Origin of the sequence: Methanospirillum stamsii, from assembly GCF_003173335.1 — an archaeon.
Classification (GTDB): domain Archaea; phylum Halobacteriota; class Methanomicrobia; order Methanomicrobiales; family Methanospirillaceae; genus Methanospirillum; species Methanospirillum stamsii.
This window is the reverse complement of sequence record NZ_QGMZ01000010.1, coordinates 182,316-204,018: the sequence shown is the minus strand read 5'-3', so window position 1 is coordinate 204,018 and position 21,703 is coordinate 182,316. Positions and strand designations below refer to the sequence as shown.

At 44.5% G+C, this 21,703-nt stretch carries 22 protein-coding genes; 15 read left to right on the top strand and 7 right to left on the bottom strand.

Features of this window, described 5'->3' with window-relative positions; translation table 11 throughout:
* Positions 1-68 precede the first annotated feature (68 nt).
* Positions 69-569: a rubrerythrin family protein gene (locus DLD82_RS05220; protein ID WP_109940047.1), complete on the bottom strand. Its 501-nt coding sequence runs from the start codon at positions 567-569 to the stop codon at positions 69-71.
* An 87-nt stretch (positions 570-656) separates the two neighbouring features.
* On the opposite strand from DLD82_RS05220, the gene radC reads away from it, so the two are divergent.
* Positions 657-1,346 (top strand): RadC family protein, encoded by a 690-nt coding sequence (radC, locus tag DLD82_RS05215; RefSeq protein ID WP_245920371.1) that lies wholly within the window; start codon positions 657-659, stop codon positions 1,344-1,346.
* A gap of 1 nt (position 1,347) precedes the next feature.
* Here radC and DLD82_RS05210 read toward each other — a convergent pair whose 3' ends face one another.
* Positions 1,348-1,947, bottom strand: coding sequence for a flavodoxin family protein (locus tag DLD82_RS05210; protein ID WP_109940045.1), 600 nt, complete (start codon positions 1,945-1,947; stop codon positions 1,348-1,350).
* 144 nt (positions 1,948-2,091) lie between these two features.
* Between DLD82_RS05210 and DLD82_RS05205 the strand changes: the two genes are divergently transcribed.
* The 8 genes from DLD82_RS05205 (at position 2,092) to DLD82_RS05170 (ending at position 8,179) form a co-directional block, all read left to right on the top strand.
* A complete protein-coding gene (locus DLD82_RS05205) occupies positions 2,092-2,331 on the top strand; it encodes a zinc ribbon-containing protein (protein WP_245920370.1) in 240 nt (79 codons plus the stop codon).
* Between the two features lie 68 nt (positions 2,332-2,399).
* Complete coding sequence (locus DLD82_RS05200) at positions 2,400-2,525, top strand: desulfoferrodoxin FeS4 iron-binding domain-containing protein (RefSeq protein ID WP_109940061.1); 126 nt, start codon at positions 2,400-2,402, stop codon at positions 2,523-2,525.
* Between the two features lie 7 nt (positions 2,526-2,532).
* A complete protein-coding gene (locus tag DLD82_RS05195; RefSeq protein WP_109940044.1) occupies positions 2,533-2,880 on the top strand; it encodes a carboxymuconolactone decarboxylase family protein in 348 nt (115 codons plus the stop codon).
* The gene (locus tag DLD82_RS05190; RefSeq protein WP_109940043.1) at positions 2,877-3,536 is read left to right on the top strand and encodes a peroxiredoxin; all 660 of its coding nucleotides are present in this window, start codon (positions 2,877-2,879) and stop codon (positions 3,534-3,536) included. Before DLD82_RS05195 ends, DLD82_RS05190 begins: the two co-directional genes overlap by 4 nt.
* A gap of 9 nt (positions 3,537-3,545) precedes the next feature.
* Positions 3,546-4,163, top strand: a complete 618-nt coding sequence (locus tag DLD82_RS05185) for a flavodoxin family protein (protein ID WP_109940042.1) — start codon at positions 3,546-3,548, stop codon at positions 4,161-4,163.
* A complete protein-coding gene (locus tag DLD82_RS05180) occupies positions 4,160-4,792 on the top strand; it encodes a flavodoxin family protein (protein ID WP_109940041.1) in 633 nt (210 codons plus the stop codon). Before DLD82_RS05185 ends, DLD82_RS05180 begins: the two co-directional genes overlap by 4 nt.
* A gap of 74 nt (positions 4,793-4,866) precedes the next feature.
* Entirely contained in the window at positions 4,867-5,952 is a 1,086-nt protein-coding gene (locus DLD82_RS05175) for a ribonuclease H-like domain-containing protein (protein ID WP_109940040.1), read from the top strand.
* Positions 5,930-8,179, top strand: a complete 2,250-nt coding sequence (locus DLD82_RS05170) for a DEAD/DEAH box helicase (protein WP_109940039.1) — start codon at positions 5,930-5,932, stop codon at positions 8,177-8,179. Before DLD82_RS05175 ends, DLD82_RS05170 begins: the two co-directional genes overlap by 23 nt.
* 21 nt (positions 8,180-8,200) lie before the next feature.
* Here the strand turns inward: DLD82_RS05170 and DLD82_RS05165 are convergent, their stop codons facing one another.
* Both DLD82_RS05165 and DLD82_RS05160 read right to left on the bottom strand, forming a co-directional pair.
* Complete coding sequence (locus DLD82_RS05165; RefSeq protein ID WP_109940038.1) at positions 8,201-8,632, bottom strand: hypothetical protein; 432 nt, start codon at positions 8,630-8,632, stop codon at positions 8,201-8,203.
* A 58-nt stretch (positions 8,633-8,690) separates the two neighbouring features.
* A complete protein-coding gene (locus DLD82_RS05160) occupies positions 8,691-9,143 on the bottom strand; it encodes a hydrogenase 3 maturation endopeptidase HyCI (RefSeq protein WP_109940037.1) in 453 nt (150 codons plus the stop codon).
* A gap of 84 nt (positions 9,144-9,227) precedes the next feature.
* Between DLD82_RS05160 and DLD82_RS05155 the strand changes: the two genes are divergently transcribed.
* From DLD82_RS05155 to DLD82_RS05135, 5 genes are all read left to right on the top strand, one after another.
* On the top strand, positions 9,228-9,929 hold the full coding sequence (locus tag DLD82_RS05155) for a vWA domain-containing protein (protein WP_109940036.1): 702 nt from the start codon (positions 9,228-9,230) through the stop codon (positions 9,927-9,929).
* A gap of 6 nt (positions 9,930-9,935) precedes the next feature.
* Entirely contained in the window at positions 9,936-10,718 is a 783-nt protein-coding gene (locus DLD82_RS05150) for a PP2C family serine/threonine-protein phosphatase (protein WP_109940035.1), read from the top strand.
* Entirely contained in the window at positions 10,718-14,053 is a 3,336-nt protein-coding gene (locus DLD82_RS05145; protein WP_109940034.1) for a hypothetical protein, read from the top strand. The genes DLD82_RS05150 and DLD82_RS05145 overlap by 1 nt, the downstream gene beginning before the upstream one ends.
* A 56-nt stretch (positions 14,054-14,109) precedes the next feature.
* Entirely contained in the window at positions 14,110-15,588 is a 1,479-nt protein-coding gene (locus tag DLD82_RS05140) for a PAS domain S-box protein (RefSeq protein ID WP_109940033.1), read from the top strand.
* Positions 15,589-15,678: 90 nt separating this feature from the next.
* On the top strand, positions 15,679-17,163 hold the full coding sequence (locus DLD82_RS05135; protein WP_109940032.1) for a PAS domain S-box protein: 1,485 nt from the start codon (positions 15,679-15,681) through the stop codon (positions 17,161-17,163).
* A gap of 36 nt (positions 17,164-17,199) precedes the next feature.
* Here DLD82_RS05135 and DLD82_RS05130 read toward each other — a convergent pair whose 3' ends face one another.
* The 3 genes from DLD82_RS05130 to DLD82_RS05120 form a co-directional block, all read right to left on the bottom strand.
* The gene (locus DLD82_RS05130) at positions 17,200-18,924 is read right to left on the bottom strand and encodes a bifunctional metallophosphatase/5'-nucleotidase (RefSeq protein WP_109940031.1); all 1,725 of its coding nucleotides are present in this window, start codon (positions 18,922-18,924) and stop codon (positions 17,200-17,202) included.
* Between the two features lie 128 nt (positions 18,925-19,052).
* Entirely contained in the window at positions 19,053-19,520 is a 468-nt protein-coding gene (locus tag DLD82_RS05125; RefSeq protein WP_109940030.1) for a hypothetical protein, read from the bottom strand.
* Complete coding sequence (locus DLD82_RS05120; protein ID WP_109940029.1) at positions 19,517-19,798, bottom strand: nucleotidyltransferase domain-containing protein; 282 nt, start codon at positions 19,796-19,798, stop codon at positions 19,517-19,519. Before DLD82_RS05120 ends, DLD82_RS05125 begins: the two co-directional genes overlap by 4 nt.
* A 153-nt stretch (positions 19,799-19,951) precedes the next feature.
* Between DLD82_RS05120 and DLD82_RS05115 the strand changes: the two genes are divergently transcribed.
* The gene (locus DLD82_RS05115; protein WP_109940028.1) at positions 19,952-21,700 is read left to right on the top strand and encodes a histidine kinase N-terminal 7TM domain-containing protein; all 1,749 of its coding nucleotides are present in this window, start codon (positions 19,952-19,954) and stop codon (positions 21,698-21,700) included.
* Positions 21,701-21,703: the final 3 nt, after the last annotated feature.

The window sequence follows — 21,703 nt, the reverse complement described above, 5'->3', positions numbered from 1 at the left end:
TGGTCTTCTGAAAAATCAGGTTTCTCTGAATTTTCGGTTTGAAAATTTTTAAAAAAGAAATAAGGTGATTATAAGGTAATTTCCTGGAATTTTTTACCCGGAACACCACAGATAGGGCATGCCCCTGGTGCAGATTCAAGTGCAACATTCCCACAGACAGGACAGAGAAATACTTTGGATACTTCGAGATCTTTCCCGGATTTCACTGCAGAGAGAGCTTTTTCATAGAGTCCGGCATGAACCTGTTCCGCCTTCATGGCATAGGTAAATGAACGGGTTGCATCTTCATTTCCCTCCTCCTGCGATCTTTTTACAAATTCAGGATACATGTGTGTAAATTCTTCAGTTTCTCCTTCGATGGCTGCTTTAAGGTTTTCTACTGTTGAAGGGATCCCATATACCTGCAGGTGCCTTCGTGCATGTATCTCCTCAGCAAGTGAGGCTGCCTTAAAAAGAGTTGCAACCTTTGTAAAACCTTCTTCTGCTGCTTTATTAGAGAATGAAGCGTATTTTCTGTTTGCCTGTGACTCTCCGGCAAAGCCGGCCATGAGGTCGTCTTTCGTTGTCATACTGAATACTTTAAAAACCCTGCCGGATAAGTGTTTCGAGTAAATCCTGTACTTCAGTAATCTCATTAGTAAACCCGGTTAAAAGTTATGAGCTCATCAATGGCTGCAAAACGAATAACTGAAATTAATCCGCTTGATCGTCCGCGAGAAAAAATTGAGAAAAAGGGAGCATCATCACTCAGTGATTATGAACTCATCGCAGCTATTCTCGGAAAGGGGACGAAAAAGAATGATGTTCTTTCATTATCCAAAAAAGTTGCTGCATTAATAAAACCTGAAAACTTTCCCGGATATGATGAATTACTTGAGATTGATGGAATAGGGCCTTCGAAAGCTGCGATACTGATGGCATGTTTTGAATTTGCCCGCAGGTATGGCATCACCGAACCTCCTACTGTGATAAAGATTACCGGACCTGAAGATATCGAAAAAATACCGATAATTACAGAACTTCGCAAAAAAGAGCAGGAATACTTTGTTTGCATCACCCTGAACGGGGCATCGGAGGTGATCAATACCCGAATCATTACAAAGGGACTGTTAAACCATAGTCTGGTACATCCCCGGGAGGTTTTTGCTGACGCAATTACTGACCGGGCAGCTGCAATAATATGTGCCCATAACCACCCGTCCGGAAACCCTGACCCGAGTTCTGAAGACATTAAGGTAACCAGGCAACTTGCAGATTCCGGAACCCTTCTTGGAATATCCCTGCTGGATCACCTCATCATAACAAAAGGGGGGCTTAACTCCCTGAGGAGTCTTGGATATCTATAAATCATCCCGAATTTGTGAGTCTTTTTCCGAGATTAAAACCCTTATCAAATGCTTCCTGCATCAGGTCAGGATACCGGTCAAGGTCAACCTTATTATCCATATCCCGGATTAACAGTTCATCTGAAAGCTGACAGTCAATAATATCACAAAATGCCTGGGTGGTTATGGTGATTCCATCAAAATTATTCGGCAGATTCATTCCGGATATCGAGAGAAGGAGCGTTTTTCGTAACTTCCTCTTCTCTTTTGGGATGAGAGAGTCCTTTCGTTCATATTTTGCGCAATAAAATACCTGACAGCGATCCATGAATGATTTAAGATGGCCCGGGACTCCCATCGTCATCACCGGAGTTGCAATAATCAGGCTGTCCATGGATTTTAAAAGCGGGTACATTCTCCCCATATCATCTTCCATGATGCAGGACTTTTGTTCACGGCAATAATACATCTCCCTGCAGGAAGAAAATTCAAGTGAAGGGACATCAATGAGAGTAATACCGCATCCTGCTTCTTCTGCCCCTTCAATAGCCTTTTTCAGTAATTTAGCCGTATTTCCTTCGGGGAGCGGGCTTCCGAGAAGCGCAACAATCTGCGGTTTCATACAATACTCTTCATACGTTATACCCTTATGAACCTATCCGGTGATATCAGGGCCCCGGAAATCGGAGAGCATAAATTTGCATTAATGCATAATATCCTCCAAATATCGAAAAAATCGGATGCGAATCATTCTTAAAGGAAAAGAATGATTACTGATATGGTGACAACCATGGCCGAAGAAAAGAAGGTCAAGGCTGGCGATAAAGTCGGCCCCGGAAAATACGTCTGCATTGATTGTGGCAAAGCAATTGAATTTACCGAGGCTGAGCAGGACCTGAGAAAATGTCCTGTTTGTGCCTGTGAGATGTATGACTGCCTCCCCATGACTCACATCCGGTCTGATGTGAAAACCCCTGAGGATGCAATCAATCCACCTAAACGGTAATATTCTTTTTTTAATTGGCATATTGCCGGGTAACGCCTGACGAACATTTTCATCTGGAGGAAATTCTTATGGTCAATGTGTCTGATGAAGGACAGGTTTTCGAGTGTGAAATCTGTGGTAATGTGGTAAAAGTCCTGGAAGTCGGAGGCGGAGAACTTATCTGCTGTGGTGAACCGATGGTTCTGCAGGGGTGATTCGTGTATGACTTCCGGAATGGATGATCTTGAAAAAAAGATAGGGAAAGTTCCCAAGATCTTTAAAAAACTGGCTGAAACTGATCCTGACATGCACGAGATGATTCTCAAGCTTGATCAGTATATCTGGGATGACGGAGCCCTGTCCCGAAAAACTAAAAAACTCATTGCTATTGCGATTGCTACATCGATGCGTGATCAGCATGCAATCAAAGCACAGATGGCAGGTGCAAAAAACCTTGGCGTAACCAAAGAAGAAGTCGAAGAAGCACTGCGTGTTGCGTATCTTCTGGCCGGAATGCCTGCCTATGTAAACGGAAAAGTGATCGAAGAGGAGATTTTTGTGGTACCATGAACTACGATGATGATGATGAGTGCGATTGCGTAGGTTTTCCAATTCTGGGAGAGCCTGCACCGGATTTTGAAGCAGTAACAACCCATGGCAAGATGAAACTATCAGACCTGAAGGGGAAATGGGTGGTGCTCTTTTCACATCCTGCTGACTTTACTCCGGTCTGTACAACTGAGTTTATTGCATTTACTAAAGCTCATGATGAATTCAAGGCACTAAACACCCAGTTGATCGGACTCTCTATTGACAGTGTTCATTCCCATCTTGCATGGGTGATGAACGTCAAAGAGAAGATGGGTGTTGAGATCCCGTTCCCAATTATTGCAGACCTGGACATGAACGTTGCATCAATGTACGGTATGATCCATCCCGGACAAAGTTCGACTGCCGCTGTCCGTGCAGTATTTTTCATCGATGATAAAGGGATATTGCGGGCAATGATCTATTACCCACTCAGTAACGGACGGTATATTCCTGAAGTCATCCGCCTGATTAAAGCCCTGCAGACAACCGATAAAGCAGGTGTTGCTACACCGGCAAACTGGCAGCCCGGAGATAATGTCGTTGTGCCTGCACCTCTGACCACTGAGGCTGCAAAAGTTCGTCTTTCAGAGGGATATGAGTGTAAAGACTGGTATCTCTGCTTTAAAAAACTCTAACTTTTTTGTATGAATAATATCCGAGTTCTGGCGATAGCAGGTAGTCCCCGAAGACATGGAAATTCTGAAACACTCCTTGATTTTGTGATTGAAGAACTGGAGACGGACTCATGCATCACCGTCCAGAAAGTCATTTTAAATGATGCAGATATTCAGCCATGCAGAGGGTGTAATGCCTGTGAAAAACTCAATTATTGTATCAATCATGATGGTATGGACACGCTTTCAGAGCAGATAATTGAAGCGGACTTAATCATCCTTGCAGCTCCGATTTACTGTATGAGTATCTGTGCCCAGGCAAAAGCACTTGTTGACCGAGCCCAGGTATTCAGGTCCAGAAAATATGTCCTGAAATTACCGGTGGTTCCTTTGGAACGGGTAGGTAAACGGTTTGGTCTGTTTATCTCCACAGCAGGGCAGGACTGGGATTATGTTTTTGATGCGGCTGTTCCGGTAGTGAAATGCTTTTTTCATGTCATCGAGGTGAAAAATCGTGACCTGTCGTACCTGATGGTCAGAAATGTTGATGAAAAAGGGGCGGTGTTAAATCATCCAACGGCAAAAGATGATGCAATTGCACTCTCACAAAGGCTGGTGCAGACGATGAAGGAGCGGCTTTGTTCATGAACCCTGGAAAAGTAACTGTTATTGGTGTGTGTGGAAGTCCCAGACGAAAAGGCAATACCGAACAATTATTAGACAGTTTTTTGCAGGGAGCCGCTGATGCAGGAGGCGAAGCGGAAAAGATAATCCTCTCCGGTCTTACCTATTCTTCCTGTAAGGGTTGTAATGCCTGTCATCTGAATGGAATCTGCATTATGGATGATGATGCAAAAAAACTCTATGACCGGTTAATATCCGCAGATTGTATTGCTATTAGTTCTCCGATTTATACCATGGGTATTACTACCGAACTCAAGTCGTTTATTGACCGTGCCCATTACCTGTGGGTCCGGCATTTTCTGCTTGATTCACACATCATAACTCCTGACCAGAAAAAACTCCGGCGTGGATACTTTCTCTCTACTGCCGGGATGGACCAGGAAGATGTGTTTGATACCACGTTTCCGATGCTTAATGCTCTTTTTAATATCTTAGGGTTTTCTCATTGCACTGATATTCTGGCCGGCAACATGGATGGATACAAGGGAATAACCGGTCATCCAACTGCTCTTTCTGATGCATACCAGGAAGGTAATGATGCAGTAAAAGGGATAAATCTTCAAATACCCTGTAATAAACAGGTAAAAAAATAATCATTTCTTCCTGTTTACTTTCACCCCGCGGGTATCTCACTTTATATTCTTCTTTGGTGAACTTTCTGGTAATTATGTCCGGAGCAGACCTGGCAGGGATTGGAAGGAGGTGGCAGGAACGGATTAGTGCCTCCCCCGAATATTCCGTGGTTCTCCATGACAATGTCTTCAGGCAGGGCATTAGTCAGTATCCGGTGCAGGAGTCAGTATTTCATTCCCAGCACCGCCTTCTCACACGATTGTGCCAGGATTATGATGGTTTCTCCCTCGAAGATTGCTTTTCCGGAACCGCCTTAACGAACTCTGAAGGCGAATATTATGTCATTGATTCCAGCCAGGACGCCCCGAGTATATCTGTAGATATTTCCGGTTTCAAATCCCTTTTAAAGCATGAACTTACCCTTGTCAGAGGAATAGGGCCTGCAGTATCGGCACAGCTTAAGTCGAGAGGGTGCCGGACGATAGATAACCTTGCATACATGCGAAGGTACAGGTCAGCAGCGTCCTGTATCATTGAGGCCCTTTCCGGAGATTCTGTGGAGATCTTCCGGCTGTTATCAGCAAGAAAAGGTGCTGCACATCCCTTCAGCCTGCTCTGTTCCTGCCTCTTCCCTTTGAGCAAATTCCGGTTTGTTGACATTGAAACACTGGGCATCTTTGGAAGGCCACTCATCCTCATAGGACTTGGATACTTTGAAGATGGAACTTTTCAGGTCAGACAGTTTCTTCTTCGTGATATCGGAGAGGAAGTCTCTGCTCTGATTGCATTTCTCGAATTAATTCCGGATGATGCGGTTCTTGTTACCTTTAACGGAAAATCTTTCGATATACCCTATATCGCGGATCGGCTGGCATATTATGGTCTGCCTTCTTTGCCTCAGGTTCCCCATTTTGATCTGCTGCATCCATCCCGGAGGCTTTGGAAACGCGAAATTTCTGATTGCCGCCTCTCTACTCTTGAAAAAAAATATCTACAGATATCCAGAAGTGAAGACCTTCCCGGTGCCCTTGTACCGGAATGGTACTGCAGATACATGGAAACGGGCAATCCAGGTCCGGTTGTACCAATTGTTGAACATAACCGGCAGGATGTAGTAAGCCTTGCATATCTTCTCTCCCGCCTAGGAGTGGAATGGTATGAGCGTCTCCGGTTTACTTGATCATCTCCTTGAAAATCCAAGGTTTTCCGGGTACATATCGCACATCCAAAAAATACCTGCACATCCGCCGGATTTCTGTCCGGTTCCTGATGTACTTCCGGCAAGAGTTAAAGAATGGCTCTTACGTGAAAATATCACATTATATTCACACCAGGGGGCAGCCATTGATGCCATTACAGCAGGAGATGACGTCATCCTCTGTACCCCTACCGCATCCGGAAAGACGCTTGCATTTATCCTGCCTTTTCTTAGTGTCCGAGAAGATGAGCGGGACGCAACCGCTCTTGCGATTTATCCGGCAAAGGCACTGACCCGCGACCAGTTAAAAACTATCCGGGAACTTGAACAAAAGACCGGAATACATCTGGATCCGGCGATTTACGACGGAGACACACCCCAGCATGACCGGCCACTCATCAGGGCACAGGCCGGTTTCGTTCTCACGAATCCCTATGAACTGCACCAGATTCTTCCCTGGCACCGGCAGTGGTCTTCTTTTTTTTCCCGGCTCAGGTACATCATCCTGGACGAGGCACACCAGTACCGGGGGGTATTCGGAAGCAGTATGTCACTGCTCATCCGTCGTCTGCTCAGAATATGTGAGCATTACGGTTCATCACCCAGGTTTTTTCTCTCGTCAGCAACCCTCGCCAACCCTGCAGAATTTGCATCTCGCCTTACCGGAAGAGATATGGCTGTTATTGAGCGGAGTGGCGCCCCGACCGGTGATCGGTATTTCATTCTCTATAATCCGTACCGGGAGATGTCCCTACCGAGGTCGGTGTACTCAGAAAGTGCAGAGATTCTCTCGGTACTGGTGGATTCGGGGCTTCAATCCCTGTGTTTTACCGGATCACGGAGAATGACTGAACTTGTCTCCCTGTGGGCAAAAAACAGCCTGATGAGACGTTCCCCTGAAAAAGCAAAAAGCATTGCTGCCTACCGGGCCGGATACCTTCCAATTGAGCGGCAGGAACTTGAGAAGAAGCTGAAAGAAGGGAAGATGCGGGGCCTGGTCTCAACCAATGCTCTGGAACTTGGTATTGATATCGGTTCACTTGATGCGGTTATCATGACCGGGTATCCGGGGACCATGATGTCAGTCTGGCAGCAGGCCGGAAGGGCGGGACGGTCTGTTTCAGATGCCATGGCAATTCTTATTGCGATGCAAAACCCCCTTGACCAGTTTTTCATGAGGCATCCGGAGGAATTCTTCTCCCGTCCTCATGAACATGCTATAATTGACATCAAAAATCCCTATATCCTCTCAGGTCAGCTCCTTTGTGCATCTGCAGAACTACCGGTAAGACCTGAAATAGACACCCGATGGTTTGGCATTGGAATATCCGGTCAACTGGAGGCACTTAAGGATAATAATCTCATAGCCCCTACTGCCCGGGGTTTTGTTTATACCGGGAGAAGAAGAGCCAGCGAACTTGTGTCATTATCACAGATAAGTGAGGTCTGGACTGTAGCGGTTCGTTCCCGGATTATCGAGACACTGGATATGAGGCAGGCATGTAGGGAGGCACATCCGGGTGCTGTTCTTCTTCATCAGGGAGAACGGTACATGGTCAGTTCCTGGGATCATGAAAACCATCGTATAATAGCCAGGCAGGAGGATCCCGGTTATTATACAAAGGTGAATCATCAGACCGGGATTACGGTTCTTGAGAGGATAAAGAGCCGGACCATTCAGGCGGGAACCCTCGTTTTAGGCCGGGTCAATGTCTCGGAATGGTATCATGGATACAGAAGAATGGTTGATGAGAAAACTATCTCAACCGAGTCTCTTTCATTACCTCCGATTACGTTTGAAACGGTTTCTGTCTGGATCGAATTTTCGTATGCAGGAATACAATCAGTTTCGGCTGACCGGGATATTGAAGGATCTCTCCATGGGGCTGAGCATGCCCTGATAGCGATGATGCCGTACCATGTCCTATGTGACCGGTGGGATTTAGGTGGTCTTTCAACGATATGTTCCCCGGAAGCCGATGGAAAACCGGTTATCTTTATTTATGACGGGTATGAAGGAGGGATAGGGCTATCTGAGCGGGCATATGATATTTATGAAGAACTTTGCAGAAATGCAAGATCCATGGTGATGGAATGCCGGTGCAAAGACGGGTGTCCGGCCTGTATTTATTCGCCAAAATGTGGTAATGACAATCAACCGCTTGATAAAAAAGGATGTGTTGCTCTCCTTCGTGCTCTTGAAGAATAGATGAGATGGCTTAAAGAGAGATTATTTCCTGAGTTTGTCTTTTGCCGCCTGAGCAGCTTTTACCATTTCTTCTTTCTTCTTCTGATAATGGTCTGTAATTTTAGAATAGTACGCGATTTTATCCATCTCGACGCCATACAGCGCAACTCCTTTCTTGTCTACGGATATAACCTTGTACATCTGCTTTATTTCTTCCGGCACATGTATTCCCGGAATTTTTCGCATATTGATGAAATTATCTATCTGAACTTTAAAGTGATTTAAGAGAAGAACCCGCATCTCCTGGATATATTTCTTCAGTTCCCTGACATCTTCCTGGTTCCAGTGAAGAATGAGTCCTTCAAGTTCAGATATCCGGTCAATGACCTCCTGGCTTTTTTCAATATGGTCATCAACTGCCTGTGACAATGCAATTTCAGCCATCTCTGCACTATCGACATTCTCATATTGCATAGGTATTCACTTTCAGGTCTGATTATAGTATAATCCGCGAGATAACATCAAACTTGTTCTATCTTTTATCACTTTGAAGTTCTTTTATTGTATCAAACCTCTGGTCCGGTAATACAGACAAGAGGCACTCCGCAGCTTTTCTGACCGGATCTGTGAGAGGAGAATCAGGATCGAGTGAACCCGGTTGTATTCCGATAAAAATCACCTCCGGACAGAAGGATAAAAACTGGTCGGTAATAAAGTTCAGAGCTATCTGATGCGTCCCGGTGCCACAGTCTTTGATTGACTCCGGAGGGATGATACGAATGCTTCCGGGTTTTAGTCCCATTTCCACTGCATCAACGATGACAATGCTGTCTGGGCTCTGTTTCCTGACCGGACTTGTGAAATTTTCCGGAACAATTCCTGCATTGATGGTTATCCAGTTACTGCTCCTGAAGTGGTCTGCGATATATGGGCCTACCCCGTCATCACCAAGCAGGTCATTTCCAATGCCAAGGAGCAGATGCATAAGTTATATACTGTGCCCAAAAGTCATGAAATAACCGGATTGTATTGACAATCATTTTATAATTTACCAGTCAATTTTCAATCAATGGGTCCTGAAAAACTCGAAGACGTCGTTGACATTCCTTATCCGCAGCACCCTCACTGTGCAACGGTCCTTGTCCTGGATACATCGGCATCGATGTCAGGTAATAAAATCGCTGAACTGAACGAGGGGCTTCGCATTCTGACTGATGAACTGCAGCAGGATGATCTTGCCGTGAAACGAATTGATCTTGCGGTTATCACATTTGGAAAAGGGGTTGAACTGGTCAGACCTTTTACCGGGATATCAGCGTTTGAACCCCCCGAACTTGTCGCAGGTGGATATACTCCGATGGGTGAAGCAATTCTGGAAGCGGTCAGGGTCATTGATGATAGAAAAGAAGAGTACAAAAGGATCGGTACTGATTATTACCGGCCGTGGATCTTCCTGATCACCGACGGACAGCCAACCGATATGCGCAAAGGTGATGCAAGATGGCAGGAAGTAATTGATGCCGTGCATGGGGGTGAGGAGAGCCATAAATTCCTGTTCTGGGCACTGGGAGTTGACCAGGCTAACATATCCCTGCTTAGTGAGATCTCTCCGCCTTCACGAACCCCTCTGATGCTCAAAGAAGCAAAGTGGGCTGAGATGTTCCTATGGCTCTCCAAAAGTCTGTCCCAGATATCAGACTCCAGGATTGGTGAACAGATCTCTCTGGAAAACCCGGTCGGGCCTGAAGGCTGGGGTGTTATTCAGCTCTAAGGTATTATGAAAACCATGACTGGTCCGGATTATTTTGCCTGTGGAGGTTCAGTTCAGGGAACCCGCCATATCCAGGGAAGTATTCCCTGCGAAGATGCCTGGGCTTTTGAAAATCTTCCCGGATGCCTGGTTCTGGCGGTGGCAGATGGTCTTTCTTCGGCTGATTATGGGGGCAAAGGAGCGGAGGCTGCAGTAACCGCCTGTGTCAGGGAGGTTGCCAGACTCATAAAAATGGCGGATGATGATGGAGAAATCCCTGTATCTGATATTATCCGGGATGGTATCGCCAGTGGGCGGTCTTGTCTCACCGCTTTAGCAGAAACAAACGGACATCCGCTTTCATCCTATGCAACAACTCTTGCACTGGTTGTGATGAAGGGGGATTGTGTCTGGTGCGGTCATATCGGTGATGGTGTCTGTGCCTGCGTTTTTGGCGATGATGTGTCGGTGCTTTCAGCTCCTGGTAATGCTGAATATGCCAATGAAACTGCAGTTCTGACTGCCAGGACCTGGGAAAAACATCTCCGGATATCTTCTGGAAAGGCAGATGCCGTACTTCTTGCCACCGACGGATGCCAGGGGGCACTTATAAGAAGGGAAGAAGGTGGATTACAGCCATACAAACCATTCATCATTCCCCTGGTAAAAGCACTCCGGGAGTATTATATTGAAGGCCGGGACTGTAATGCAGAGATTTGCGACCTCCTCTTTTCTGACCGGATGCGTGCTCTGTCTTCGGATGATATGACCCTTGCTGCAGGTTTTAGCAGTCCGGGTGAGCCAGTCTGATGAATCACAGGTCAACCGGGAATGGCCCAAAAATCCGGGTTGACCGTACTGAAATACAGGTTTCTCCCTCTTCATCCGGCCCGGTTCGTGAAGAACTGGTGGTCATGAATGAAGGAAAAGGCAGACTGTATGGGAGTGTTCGTTCTGATGCCAGTTGGGTTACGGTCCTTGATGCAAATCTTGATACCACATTCATCCAGAAAATAGCCCTTGAGATAAGAGCTGATAAAGCCCCTTCTGATGCGATAACCTGGGTATATATTCTGTCAACCGGCGGGATTACCCGGATAAAGGTCGTGATACAACCTTCTCTGGTTCCCGTATCAACGCTCCGGATAGATGAAAAGGTCTTCCAGTTTTGTAGTATTACAAAAGATGAGACGATTGACTTCTCCCTTACAATAAGAAATTCAGGGCCTGGTTTTTTATCCGGAACTGCAGTCCCGCTTTGTGACTGGATTGAAATTCCGGTACGGGGGATCTGGGCCAGAGTTGTTCAGGTGATTCCGGTAAAAGTTATAACGGCAAAAGCTCCTCCGGCCCGTCACCCGGTCGGGAGAATTCATGTCAGGACCAACGGGGGAGAAGAGATTGTTGAGGTATCAATTCACCGTTCCCCCACAAAAGGTCCTGTTGCCCGGTTAACCCCGTCATCGCTGCGGATCTCCTGGTCGGTCAAGGGAATAATTGAAGAGCGTCTCATCATCCGGAACGTAGGTACCGGAACTCTCCGGGGGACAATACCCTCGAAATTTCCCTGGATTACTGCAGTCCCCTCTATCTTTTCGGTGGAGGATTTTTCTATCATCACTATCCGGGTGGATACCCGTCTTCTTCCCGGAACTGTTCCTGCATCAGTACCGGTTATGGTGATTACAAATGCCGGTCCGTATACCCTGAACCTTGAGATTGTAAGGACATATCAGGCCCAGGTAAAACCCCGGATGCACGTCCCCCGGATAAGAGCCCGGTCCAGGATGACCGTCATTGATAATCTCGGGATGGCTCTTCAGATTGTATCTTCCGGAAAATCTGGTGGAGAAGGAGAGATCTGGTATATTGACGGGGATGAATCACGATGTGTGAAAGTCTTTCATCCACACCGGTGCAGTCAGGAGATGGAAGAAAAGATCCAGGCCATGCAGAAAAATCCACTTCACACACCACAGTTAACCGGAATCTGCTGGCCTGCCGGGATTGTCAGGTCTGCTGGAACTTCCCCGAGGTTCGTGGGGTATATTATGACAAGACTTGACAGTCGATTCACTCCGGTTCATTCCTGGTATGACCAGCCGGACCAGGAGTTTAATGCCTGCCTTCTTGCAGCCGGAAGACTTGCAGGACTTGTGGAGATTGTACACAATGCTGGTCACTGTATTGGCGACCTTCGTGAGAACAATGTCTTTATCAGCACATCCGGTGAGATATGCCTGATTGATACCGATTCATTTCAGATTACCGATCCTTCTTCTTCCCGGACCTGGTTTTGTAAAGTCGGGACCGGGGAGTATCTACCTCCTGAACTCATCAATGGTTCATTTGAAAAACAGGATATTGACCGGCTGTTTGCAGACAGGTTTGCCCTTGCAGTGCTTATCTTCCGGTTTTTAATGCAGGGTGCTCATCCATACCAGGGAAGAGGTCCGCTTATCGAAGACGCACCGACAACTACAGATAAAATTCTCCGTGGCCTTTTTTCCTATGAAGCAAAGATACCTGGCCTTTATCCTCCTGAATATGCCCCCCCGTATGACCGGATACCTCAAAAGGTCAGAACTCTCTTTCACGAGGCCTTTGTAACCGGCCATCAGCACCCCCAGGCAAGACCGGAACCGAGGCGATGGAAACATGTCCTCCTCAATGGAAATGACAGGGTATCTTCTGGTTTCTCTGATGAATCCCAGGAGTCCAGGATTCTTATTCATTCATCAGTTCAGGAGCAAAAGATCCCGGAATACTCTGATGAAATGGGAAGGCCGGTTACCGTAGGAACCCACGTTATCCGGATACATCATGGAGAGATAAGACGGACAGATAGATCCGGGTTTCAGTTGCTTATCGGCCATTCCGGTTTTAAACCCCTGGTGTCCTGTCCGAAAGATAAACGATCTCTCCCTCCGTCTGTTATCCTTCCGGAGATGATGGTATACCAGGAACAAAAGATAGCAAAAGCCATCAGGTACCTTATTCCTGAAATTGACTTTTCCTTTTATATTCACTGGCATATTGCTACCGACCCGGAGAGCCGGCAATCCTGGAAAGGAGATCAGTTTTCTTTTCGTCACCGGGTCGCTGCATGCCGGAATCTGCTTTTTACGGTTAAAACAATAGTGGAGGCCTCTCTGATGCCATTTAGTCTCTCTCCACGTTCGGTATTTGTCGGACCTGACAGTTCGGTCAAAGTGATTGCAGTCCCCCGGGAAGAGAGTGATTTTAATGGTGAAAGGGAATCTTCTCTCCTTGATGAAGTCAGAACGCTGCTTTTTTCGATGATGATGGACGGGTATCATTCTTCACATGATGCATGGAAAAGTGTCTTTTCACCTTCTTTTGATGTGATTCCATATCCATTCCGATGCATTTTCACTGCAGACAGGGTGGGTGAATCCCTTGGAAAAACCCTCTATCGGTGGTTTTTACGTGCTGAAAATACATTATTTTCCCTTGTTCCCTGCACGGTCAATCCGGATCACTGGTACTCCATTATTCCTGGATACTGCCCTTTTTGCAGGCCGGAAAGATATATTGGCTTTTTTCTTTCTTCCGGCATCGTTCCTAATGAGCTCTCATCACCGGCTGTCCTCCTCCTGTCTCATCCAACAACACCTGTAAGATCCTTAAAACATAGAGCTTTTCAAAGAAAACACCCATTGATTCCGGTTATCTTTCTTCCCTGTTCTCTTACTGTTCCATTCCGTATTTCCGGAAAAACTCCCGGATTACTCAATTCCCAAAGCCAGGATAATGATGCACCGGGTGTATGGCTAAAAAAATCAACAATCATCCCGTATCAATCCCTCTGTCAGGGAATTTTTCCGGAAAAATACCTTTCTCCCCATCTTCCGGCTGCCTTTCAACCGGTCTATTCACTCTTTGATGAGATGAAATGGACTGGAGATATGGAGTATATGAAGGGGGAATTGTTTCCGGTACTTGTTCCAAGAAAACCAAAAAGGCGTCAGTATATTCGAAAAACGATATCGGTCATGATCTTTCCGGGAGTTTTTATAGATCCATCTCCTTTAATCCGGATAAAGACAATGAAAATCAAAAACGTTAAAAAAGGTAAGAAGATATCAAAAACATTATCCGATTTTTTCGAGGACTTTTTTTGAGAATTTATCGGTAATGACATAAGTATTAAGATTAGACAAGTCTCTTAACGTTTATTATGGGGGGAGAGGATCAGGCACTATATAATTTGATCCAAAAGAGCCTGAAACTGAGCCCGAGAGGGCTCACCATCACAGAGATCTCGAAAAAAATAAAAAAGGACAGAAATATTACTGCGAAACATCTGGATATCTTAAAGGCAGAAGGGAAGGTTGATACAAGACAGGTTGGCTCTGCCCGGGTATACTGGCTTTCAGAGCGAATTCCGTTATCTGCATTTTTATGTTTTACCCGGAATATCATCCTGATATTAGACAAGGATCTGAATATTGTCCAGGTGAACAATCAATATCTTTCTATCAGTGGATTTTCAAAAGAAGAATTAATCGGGAGAAGTATTCTCGAGAATGGTCTGCCTCTTATCTCTTCTCAAAAGGCAATCAGCATAATAAGTTCTTCTGGAAACGAACAGGTCATCAGTGAGATATCCTATTTTAAAGACAATTATGAATATGTTTATAAAATTGAAGTAATTCCCACTCATTTTGAAGACGGAGAGAAGGGGCTTACCATTGTCCTTGAAGATATTTCCGAAAAGAAAAAGCATCTGAAAAACATGGAATTTTTGGCACGAACCGCAATGGAACTGGTTGAGCTTAATCCGGATGCCGATATATACCAGTATATTGCAGAATGTGTCTGTGAACTTCTCCCGGAAAAAAGTAAGCGGTGCTGGGTTATCTCATTAGATCAGGTAACCGGTCAGTTACTAATAAGGGCAGTTTTTGGAGAAGCGTTCAGAAAAGCATCTGCATATCTTGCCGGAGGAAGGGATTTGGTCGGACTTGCTGTTCCTTTACAGGAATGTTTCTCTGAGAAATCATATTTCGAAGGTCCCTTATCAATAAGAGCAATGCGTGAATTAAAACACAGACCTCTCTTTGAAGATGAGGAGTTTTCCTTTTATGATATCTGTGCTCATCTGTTTCCCCGTGATGTATGTGAAAAATTTCTCGTCACGAATCATATCGGGAAGACCTATCTTACCGGACTTGTCTGGCAGGAACAGATCTTTGGTGTTGTTGGAATTTGCATGGGTCCGGATGAAGACCTTGAGAGCTGGCAGGTGATTGAATCATTCCTCCGTCAGGCATCTATTGCAATTGCAAGACGTATGACTGAACAGCGATTATCCCAAAGTGAACAGGATTATCACAATCTCATCAACGAAGCAGAACTCCCGGTTTTAACCATGGATAATCATGGGAGAATTACCCATGTAAACCGAAAATACACAGATGATTTTGGATATTCACTGACTGATATCCCTACCCGGGATATATGGCTTAAACAAACATTTCCGGGTATTCAGGATCAACACAGGATACTGGAAACTTTGAAAAGCGCATCTGATAGCACAATAAAAAGCGAGTCTATTCTTATTTCTCTAACCAGTAAAAACAACGTGAGGGCTGAAGTATGTATACAGCCGGTCCTGGTATCGGATGGGATGCTTCTTTTCTTTATGAAACCCTGAAATATGCCCACAATCTAAAATTTTAATCCCGATTATCTGGAAAAATGGAGGGGAGATATTATTAATAATCGACACTTCAACTAACATTTCATGATGGGAGAGGATCAGGAAGTATCCGGTGTTATCCAGAAAATTCTGAAGTCCAGTCCCCGTGGACTTACCATTTCTGATATCTCTAAAAAAATCAATAAAAACAGAACTATTACCGCTAAATATCTTGACATTCTGAAAGCGGAGGGAAAGGTTGAGACAAGGCAGGTAGGTTCGGCCCGGATATACTGGCTTTCACAACGGGTTCCGTTATCTGCATTTTTGTGTTTTACCAAGAATATGATAGTAATTGTGGATATGGACATGAATATTGTCCAGGTAAACAATCAATACATAAGCCTTTCCGGACTTTCAAAGGAAGAAATGATCGGGAGAAATATTATCGGGAATGGTCTTCCTATCCTGTCAACTCCAAAAACCATGGATATTATCCGTTCAACAGAGAGAGAACAGATAATTACTGATGTAAGGTTTTGCAGAGAGGGGATTGAGTATTACTACAAGATGGAAGTAATTCCCACGTTGTTTGACGAAAAAAACAAAGGTCTGACCATTGTCCTGGAAGACATCACCGAACAGAAACAACATGTAAATAACATGGAATTTCTGGCCAGAACAGCAGTGGAGCTTGTTGATTTACCTCCTGATGCTGATATTTATGAATATGTCTCTGAAAAGGTTGTCGAACTATTACCCGGCACCCCCCGGTGTTTTGTGGAATCATTTGACCTTGCTTCCGGGCAGATTTTTCTAAAAGCAGTTCAGGGAAAGGAACTTCGTGATGGTGTACGTTCACTCCTCGGTTATGATGTCGTAGGTCTCCCCTGTCCTATTGTAGAATTTTTTTCTGCGGCTCCTTTCTATGAGACCCCCCTGACTTTACGAGCAATGAGAGAAATGCGGTTTAGGCCTTTTTTTGAGGACGAAGAAATTTCTTTCTATGACCTCTGTGCTCATATGTTTCCAGAGAAGGCCTGTAATGCGATGGTTTTGAGGTTTAACCTGGCAAAAGTCTATCTCACCGGTCTTGTATGGCAGGACCGGCTCTATGGGATTGTGGGAATATTACTTGGAAAGGATGAAACACTTCAGAATAAACAGGCAATAGAATCATTTCTCCGCCAGGCTTCGATAGCCATCGCAAGAAGGCAGACTGAAGAACGACTTTCACGGAGTATAAGACAGGTTGATGAGTTTATCTCTGCGATTCCGACACCGGCCATGCTCATTGATAATACGAACCGGATTATAAAAATAAATCCTGTTTTCACAAAAGAATTCGGATTTACCAGTGATGACTGTGTTCATCCCGGAGAATGGCTCCAAAGCACTATTCCGGATCTGGGATGCCGGGAAAAAATTCATCCAACTCCGCTGGATTCTGAAAGTAAAACATCATTTAAATCACCAGTAATTCCTATCCGGTGTCATGATAAGACGGAAAAAAGGGTCAGAATAAAAGAGGTACCGTTATCCGGAGGTATGAGGGCATTATTTTTTGAACCCCTGAATCCGGCATCGTGATTTTTCCATCGGTTATGACTTATTCATCTCCGGATTTTAATTATTGGTTGAATTTATCCTTCCACCGGTTCTTGTCTGTATTGGTGACGGCAGACTTTTTAAATAATCAATAAAGATATCGACATCCAGGTTTCCATATCCGCTGATAACTCCCTCTTCCATAACCGTGTACCCATCTCCTCCTTCTGCAAGGAAATCAGTTGATGCAATGGTGTATGTTTCATCCATATCCAGTTCTTTTCCATCAAACAGGATACCAGTTACCTTATCAGATTCGCTGGAATTATCATAGGAGTAGGAAAATCCGGATATCTGCAGGAGATGATCCGGTTTTATCGTCCGGGTCCATTGCTGGTTTAAGAGATCTTTTACCTGCTCACCTGACAACTGGATGGTGTATATCTGGTCATGGAATGGCATGACTGAGTAAGCCATCCCTGTGGTTATCTCCCCGGCAGGGATATCTGCACGAAGAGATCCTTCATTAATAATACCCATGTCAGTGTTCATTGCCCAACGCATTGAATCTGCTGCAATATCATAAAGAAGAGATTCTCCATTTTCCTCAACATTCCTGGTGATTGGTATGTCAGTACTTGCAATAATTTCATCAATTAACGGATCAACAGCAATATTTACCGCATCTAGAAGTTCCTCTGCATTTTTATCCGGTTCTAACCCCAGTCCCTGGTTTGCGTAATCTGAAACAATAGTTGCTGATTTTTCAATAATATCTTTGCTTTCCGGATCTATCTCCAGGTCAATATCAGCGTATGCCTTACTATAGGAATAAGCCTGAGTTACCAGGGTTGGTTTTCCACCGGCGTTAGGAAGATACTGGTTAGTAAATTGATGGGTGTGAGCAGATATGACTACGTCAACATCTTCATCAAGTCTGTAAATAATTGATGTGATTCTTCCGGAAAGATCACCTGTCTCTCTGGTCAGGCCATCATAAGGGGTTTGTGTTCCTCCTTCATGAATAAGAATGACGAATGAATGAATGCCTTCTTTCTGAAGGATTTTAACCTGTTTGTTTATGGCATCTGCTTCATCTGTAAATAATAATGATTTGACATTGGCAGGCAGGGTGGTCTCTGCAGTCTCTATTGTTACTGCACCAATGAATGCTACCGGAATTCCATCAATCTCTTTGATAAAGTACGGTTCAAAGAGTAATTCTCCGGTGCTATTATCAAAAGCATTTGCTGTTACAACCGGCCAGAGAGCTCCGGGATACGGATCAACCAGATGTGTGATGTTTGTATTTCCATTTCCTCCATTAATGAGCCGGAAAAGTTCATCTGTGTCCCGATCAAATTCGTGGTTTCCTAGACATCCAATAACCTGAATGTTTGTATCATTATTTAATGTGGTTTTTTTCCAGTCACCGGTTGCAAGACTGTTAAAGTAGAGAATTGTCGGTTCATCCAGAAGTAAATCTGATTCAGCCTCAGATGCACCTGTCATGTCTCCGGGGAGAGCGATAATAGTATTATTTCTTCCATATTGTGATACTGCTTCCCGAAGATAACTGGCGAGAACTGGTAAACTTCCCACCGGGGAACCGTTCATGCTCTGGCCGGAAGTTAATTGTCCATGGAAATCGTTCACCGCAAGGATATGGAGGGGGATTGTAGTATTCGTCTCTTCTAGGGCTCCCGCTGGAATGCAGAACAAAAATCCTATGAGGAGTAATGCAAAAATCCTGTAAAAAATTACTTGATTAGTATGTGTGGGTGGTTTTTGATCAGGTTGCATGGTATAATCTAGGTTTCTCTAAATAAGTATAGTGATATGAAAAAAGATCCCCATTACCATGAAATAAGTTTGAAACCAGAGAAAAAAAGAGAAAATGTATTTTTATTTGAAATATTCTGGTTTTCTGATTAAAACCCACTAGACCTTTCACCGGTATATTTTTTGATATACGCAAGTGTTGATTCTATTGTTTCCAGCAGAGTTGGTGTGTATTCAAGAATATCATGAAAAAGCTGAATAATATCATCCTGCTGGTATTCATGCACAATGGCATTCCTTATCTCCCTGATATTCTTTAAATCCTGAGCAGAATGAATGAACCCCCGTTTCTCGGCACGGTTAATCCGGTCAAGAACACTTCCATCTGGTTCCAGTTCAATAAGACTGATGGTTCGCAGCATCTGCTGAATAAGGATATCACTTGCACGGGCAAATCTGCTGCTTAATGCTTCAAAAGCATCCATTTCCTCAATTGAATAATGGTTTTTTTTCCCAATACCAGAGCAGATATTATATGAGTGCGACAGCCATTTTTTACTCTCAAGGAGATACTTTTCAGTCTGTATGAGTATTGCCAGTCTTTCTGCCTGGTTCATAATTCAATCCCCTCATTCATTGCAACTCTTCCAAGAGGCGTTCCGGCATCTGGCTTAATGAGAATATCTATCTTTTGCTCCCCGATTTTTTCATTCAACTCTATTTTGATATTTCTCTTATCTTTTCCTGTCAGAGTATCTGACAGAATAAAAAGGTCAATATCTCCACCTTTTTTTAAATCATCTGCCCGCGATCCAAACAGGATGATACGGGCTCTTGGATCAAGACCATGAATGACGGATTTGATAGCAGAAATTTCCCATTCGGATAGCCTCATCTGTTATATGTGTACCTTTCAGGTTAATGAGATATACGCCGGACAGGTATCTTCGGGTATTCAAAATAAGAAACCTGTTTATCTGTTCCGACTATACACATAGGAACCATCACTGTTCAGCTTAACGAATCAAATCATTGGAACTAACACATCATGCAATTTTCACTCTATGCTTCCCTGCTCTTCCTATCCTCCCTGATATCCATAGCTCTTGCCGGGTATGCACTTACCCGGATACATGAGAAGGTAATGCGGTCATTTGTGTATCTCATGGCCGGTGTTTTCTGCTGGTCTTTCTCTTACTTTCTTGAGTCGGTATCGACGTCGGTTATTTCCAAGTTATTCTGGTCCGTAATATCCGTAATTGATCTCGTTGTTCCGGTCTTTTTCCTGTTTTTTGTTCTCCAGTTCACGAGGTCATCTGACCGGATACCGCCGGTTATGTTCTATTCCCTGATCATTATTCCCTGTATCAGTTTTTTTATTTCTGCAACATTTCCCTTTCATGGTCTTGTCTGGCCGGAAATTTACCTGATTCACTCATTTTTTGCCGGGTTCTCCCTCTATTATATGCATGGAGCATGGTACTGGGTGGAGATCATCTACAGTATTATGCTCTACTCTGCTGCAGTATGGCTGCTGCTTCAGTCAGCTATCCGGTCTCCTCCGGCTTATGCAGTTCAGATGTGGCTGGTATTTGTAAGTTCACTCTTTCCGTTTGTGTCCAGCCTTCTCTATGCCTTTGCTGCTCCGGTCTTCCGGGGGATTGATATTACTCCGTTTTCATTTATCCTGACTGGAATCGTCCTTTTTTATGCGATAACCCGGTACTCTCTCTTTGATCTAATTCCGATAGCCTACAAGCAGATTATCCAGGATATGCAGGAAGGGGTTATTGTTCTGGATAAAGATTCCCGGATCGTTGAGATGAATCCTGCTGCGGTGCAGTATCTTCCGGTAACACAGGATATTATCGGAGAGCATTACTCTGCTCTTTTTCCATATCTTCCCGGGAATTTTAACGATGGTTCCGGAGTTTCTGTCTCCCGTTCGGGGATTTCAAAGGTCTCTTCCCGGTGGCTGGAATTTCGGGAGTATCCGATAAACCTGGATAAGAATCCCTTAAAAGCGGATGGAATACTTATCCTCTGCATAGATGTAACCGAACGTGAAATTGCCAAGCAGGAAATTTCTGCACGAAATGAACAGCTTCAGCATGAGGTTTCTGAACGATGTGCGGCTGAAGAAAGCCTCAGGCAGGCAAATAAAAAACTGGGACTTCTTTCCGGTATTACCCGGCATGATATCCTGAATTCGGTGACGGTGGTTAACGGATATGCCCGGATGCTGCAGGAATCCGGCAATGAAAGAGATCCTGAAGCACCTCTTCGAATTGTCGAGGCCGGTGAAAAGATAGTAGAGATAATTTCTTTTACCGGTGTCTATGAAAACATGGGCACAACAGCTCCCCGGTGGATTCGTGTCGCGAGTATATTTAATGAACCGGATATCCTCCCGCTTACACAAAAGATGTTCTTTTCATTGGATATTTCCGGACTCTTTGTATATGCAGATCTGATGTTTTCAAGGGTTTTTTATAACCTGCTTGATAATACCCTCCGGCATAGTAAAGGGGCATCAAAAGTCCGGGTTTTCGGGGAGGTCAGGGGTCATGAGTACTGTCTTGTGTATGAGGATAACGGGACCGGAATTCCTCCTGAAGAAAAAGAGATAATATTCAGACAGGGTCATGGGAAAAATACCGGTCTTGGGTTATTTTTAATCCGGGAGATCCTGGATATCACCGGGATTAGGATACAGGAATGCGGGGTTTATGGAGAAGGGGCCAGGTTTGAGATGATTATTCCGGAAGGCGGGTTTCGTTTCGAGAGGGATGAATAATTT

Coding starts and splice junctions, on each gene's coding strand:
- DLD82_RS05220 (WP_109940047.1), bottom strand. CDS start 569: ATGACAACGAAAGACGACCTCATGGCCGGCTTTGCCGGAGAGTCACAG.
- radC (WP_245920371.1), top strand. CDS start 657: ATGAGCTCATCAATGGCTGCAAAACGAATAACTGAAATTAATCCGCTT.
- DLD82_RS05210 (WP_109940045.1), bottom strand. CDS start 1,947: ATGAAACCGCAGATTGTTGCGCTTCTCGGAAGCCCGCTCCCCGAAGGA.
- DLD82_RS05205 (WP_245920370.1), top strand. CDS start 2,092: ATGATTACTGATATGGTGACAACCATGGCCGAAGAAAAGAAGGTCAAG.
- DLD82_RS05200 (WP_109940061.1), top strand. CDS start 2,400: ATGGTCAATGTGTCTGATGAAGGACAGGTTTTCGAGTGTGAAATCTGT.
- DLD82_RS05195 (WP_109940044.1), top strand. CDS start 2,533: ATGACTTCCGGAATGGATGATCTTGAAAAAAAGATAGGGAAAGTTCCC.
- DLD82_RS05190 (WP_109940043.1), top strand. CDS start 2,877: ATGAACTACGATGATGATGATGAGTGCGATTGCGTAGGTTTTCCAATT.
- DLD82_RS05185 (WP_109940042.1), top strand. CDS start 3,546: ATGAATAATATCCGAGTTCTGGCGATAGCAGGTAGTCCCCGAAGACAT.
- DLD82_RS05180 (WP_109940041.1), top strand. CDS start 4,160: ATGAACCCTGGAAAAGTAACTGTTATTGGTGTGTGTGGAAGTCCCAGA.
- DLD82_RS05175 (WP_109940040.1), top strand. CDS start 4,867: ATGTCCGGAGCAGACCTGGCAGGGATTGGAAGGAGGTGGCAGGAACGG.
- DLD82_RS05170 (WP_109940039.1), top strand. CDS start 5,930: ATGAGCGTCTCCGGTTTACTTGATCATCTCCTTGAAAATCCAAGGTTT.
- DLD82_RS05165 (WP_109940038.1), bottom strand. CDS start 8,632: ATGCAATATGAGAATGTCGATAGTGCAGAGATGGCTGAAATTGCATTG.
- DLD82_RS05160 (WP_109940037.1), bottom strand. CDS start 9,143: ATGCATCTGCTCCTTGGCATTGGAAATGACCTGCTTGGTGATGACGGG.
- DLD82_RS05155 (WP_109940036.1), top strand. CDS start 9,228: ATGGGTCCTGAAAAACTCGAAGACGTCGTTGACATTCCTTATCCGCAG.
- DLD82_RS05150 (WP_109940035.1), top strand. CDS start 9,936: ATGAAAACCATGACTGGTCCGGATTATTTTGCCTGTGGAGGTTCAGTT.
- DLD82_RS05145 (WP_109940034.1), top strand. CDS start 10,718: ATGAATCACAGGTCAACCGGGAATGGCCCAAAAATCCGGGTTGACCGT.
- DLD82_RS05140 (WP_109940033.1), top strand. CDS start 14,110: ATGGGGGGAGAGGATCAGGCACTATATAATTTGATCCAAAAGAGCCTG.
- DLD82_RS05135 (WP_109940032.1), top strand. CDS start 15,679: ATGATGGGAGAGGATCAGGAAGTATCCGGTGTTATCCAGAAAATTCTG.
- DLD82_RS05130 (WP_109940031.1), bottom strand. CDS start 18,924: ATGCAACCTGATCAAAAACCACCCACACATACTAATCAAGTAATTTTT.
- DLD82_RS05125 (WP_109940030.1), bottom strand. CDS start 19,520: ATGAACCAGGCAGAAAGACTGGCAATACTCATACAGACTGAAAAGTAT.
- DLD82_RS05120 (WP_109940029.1), bottom strand. CDS start 19,798: ATGAGGCTATCCGAATGGGAAATTTCTGCTATCAAATCCGTCATTCAT.
- DLD82_RS05115 (WP_109940028.1), top strand. CDS start 19,952: ATGCAATTTTCACTCTATGCTTCCCTGCTCTTCCTATCCTCCCTGATA.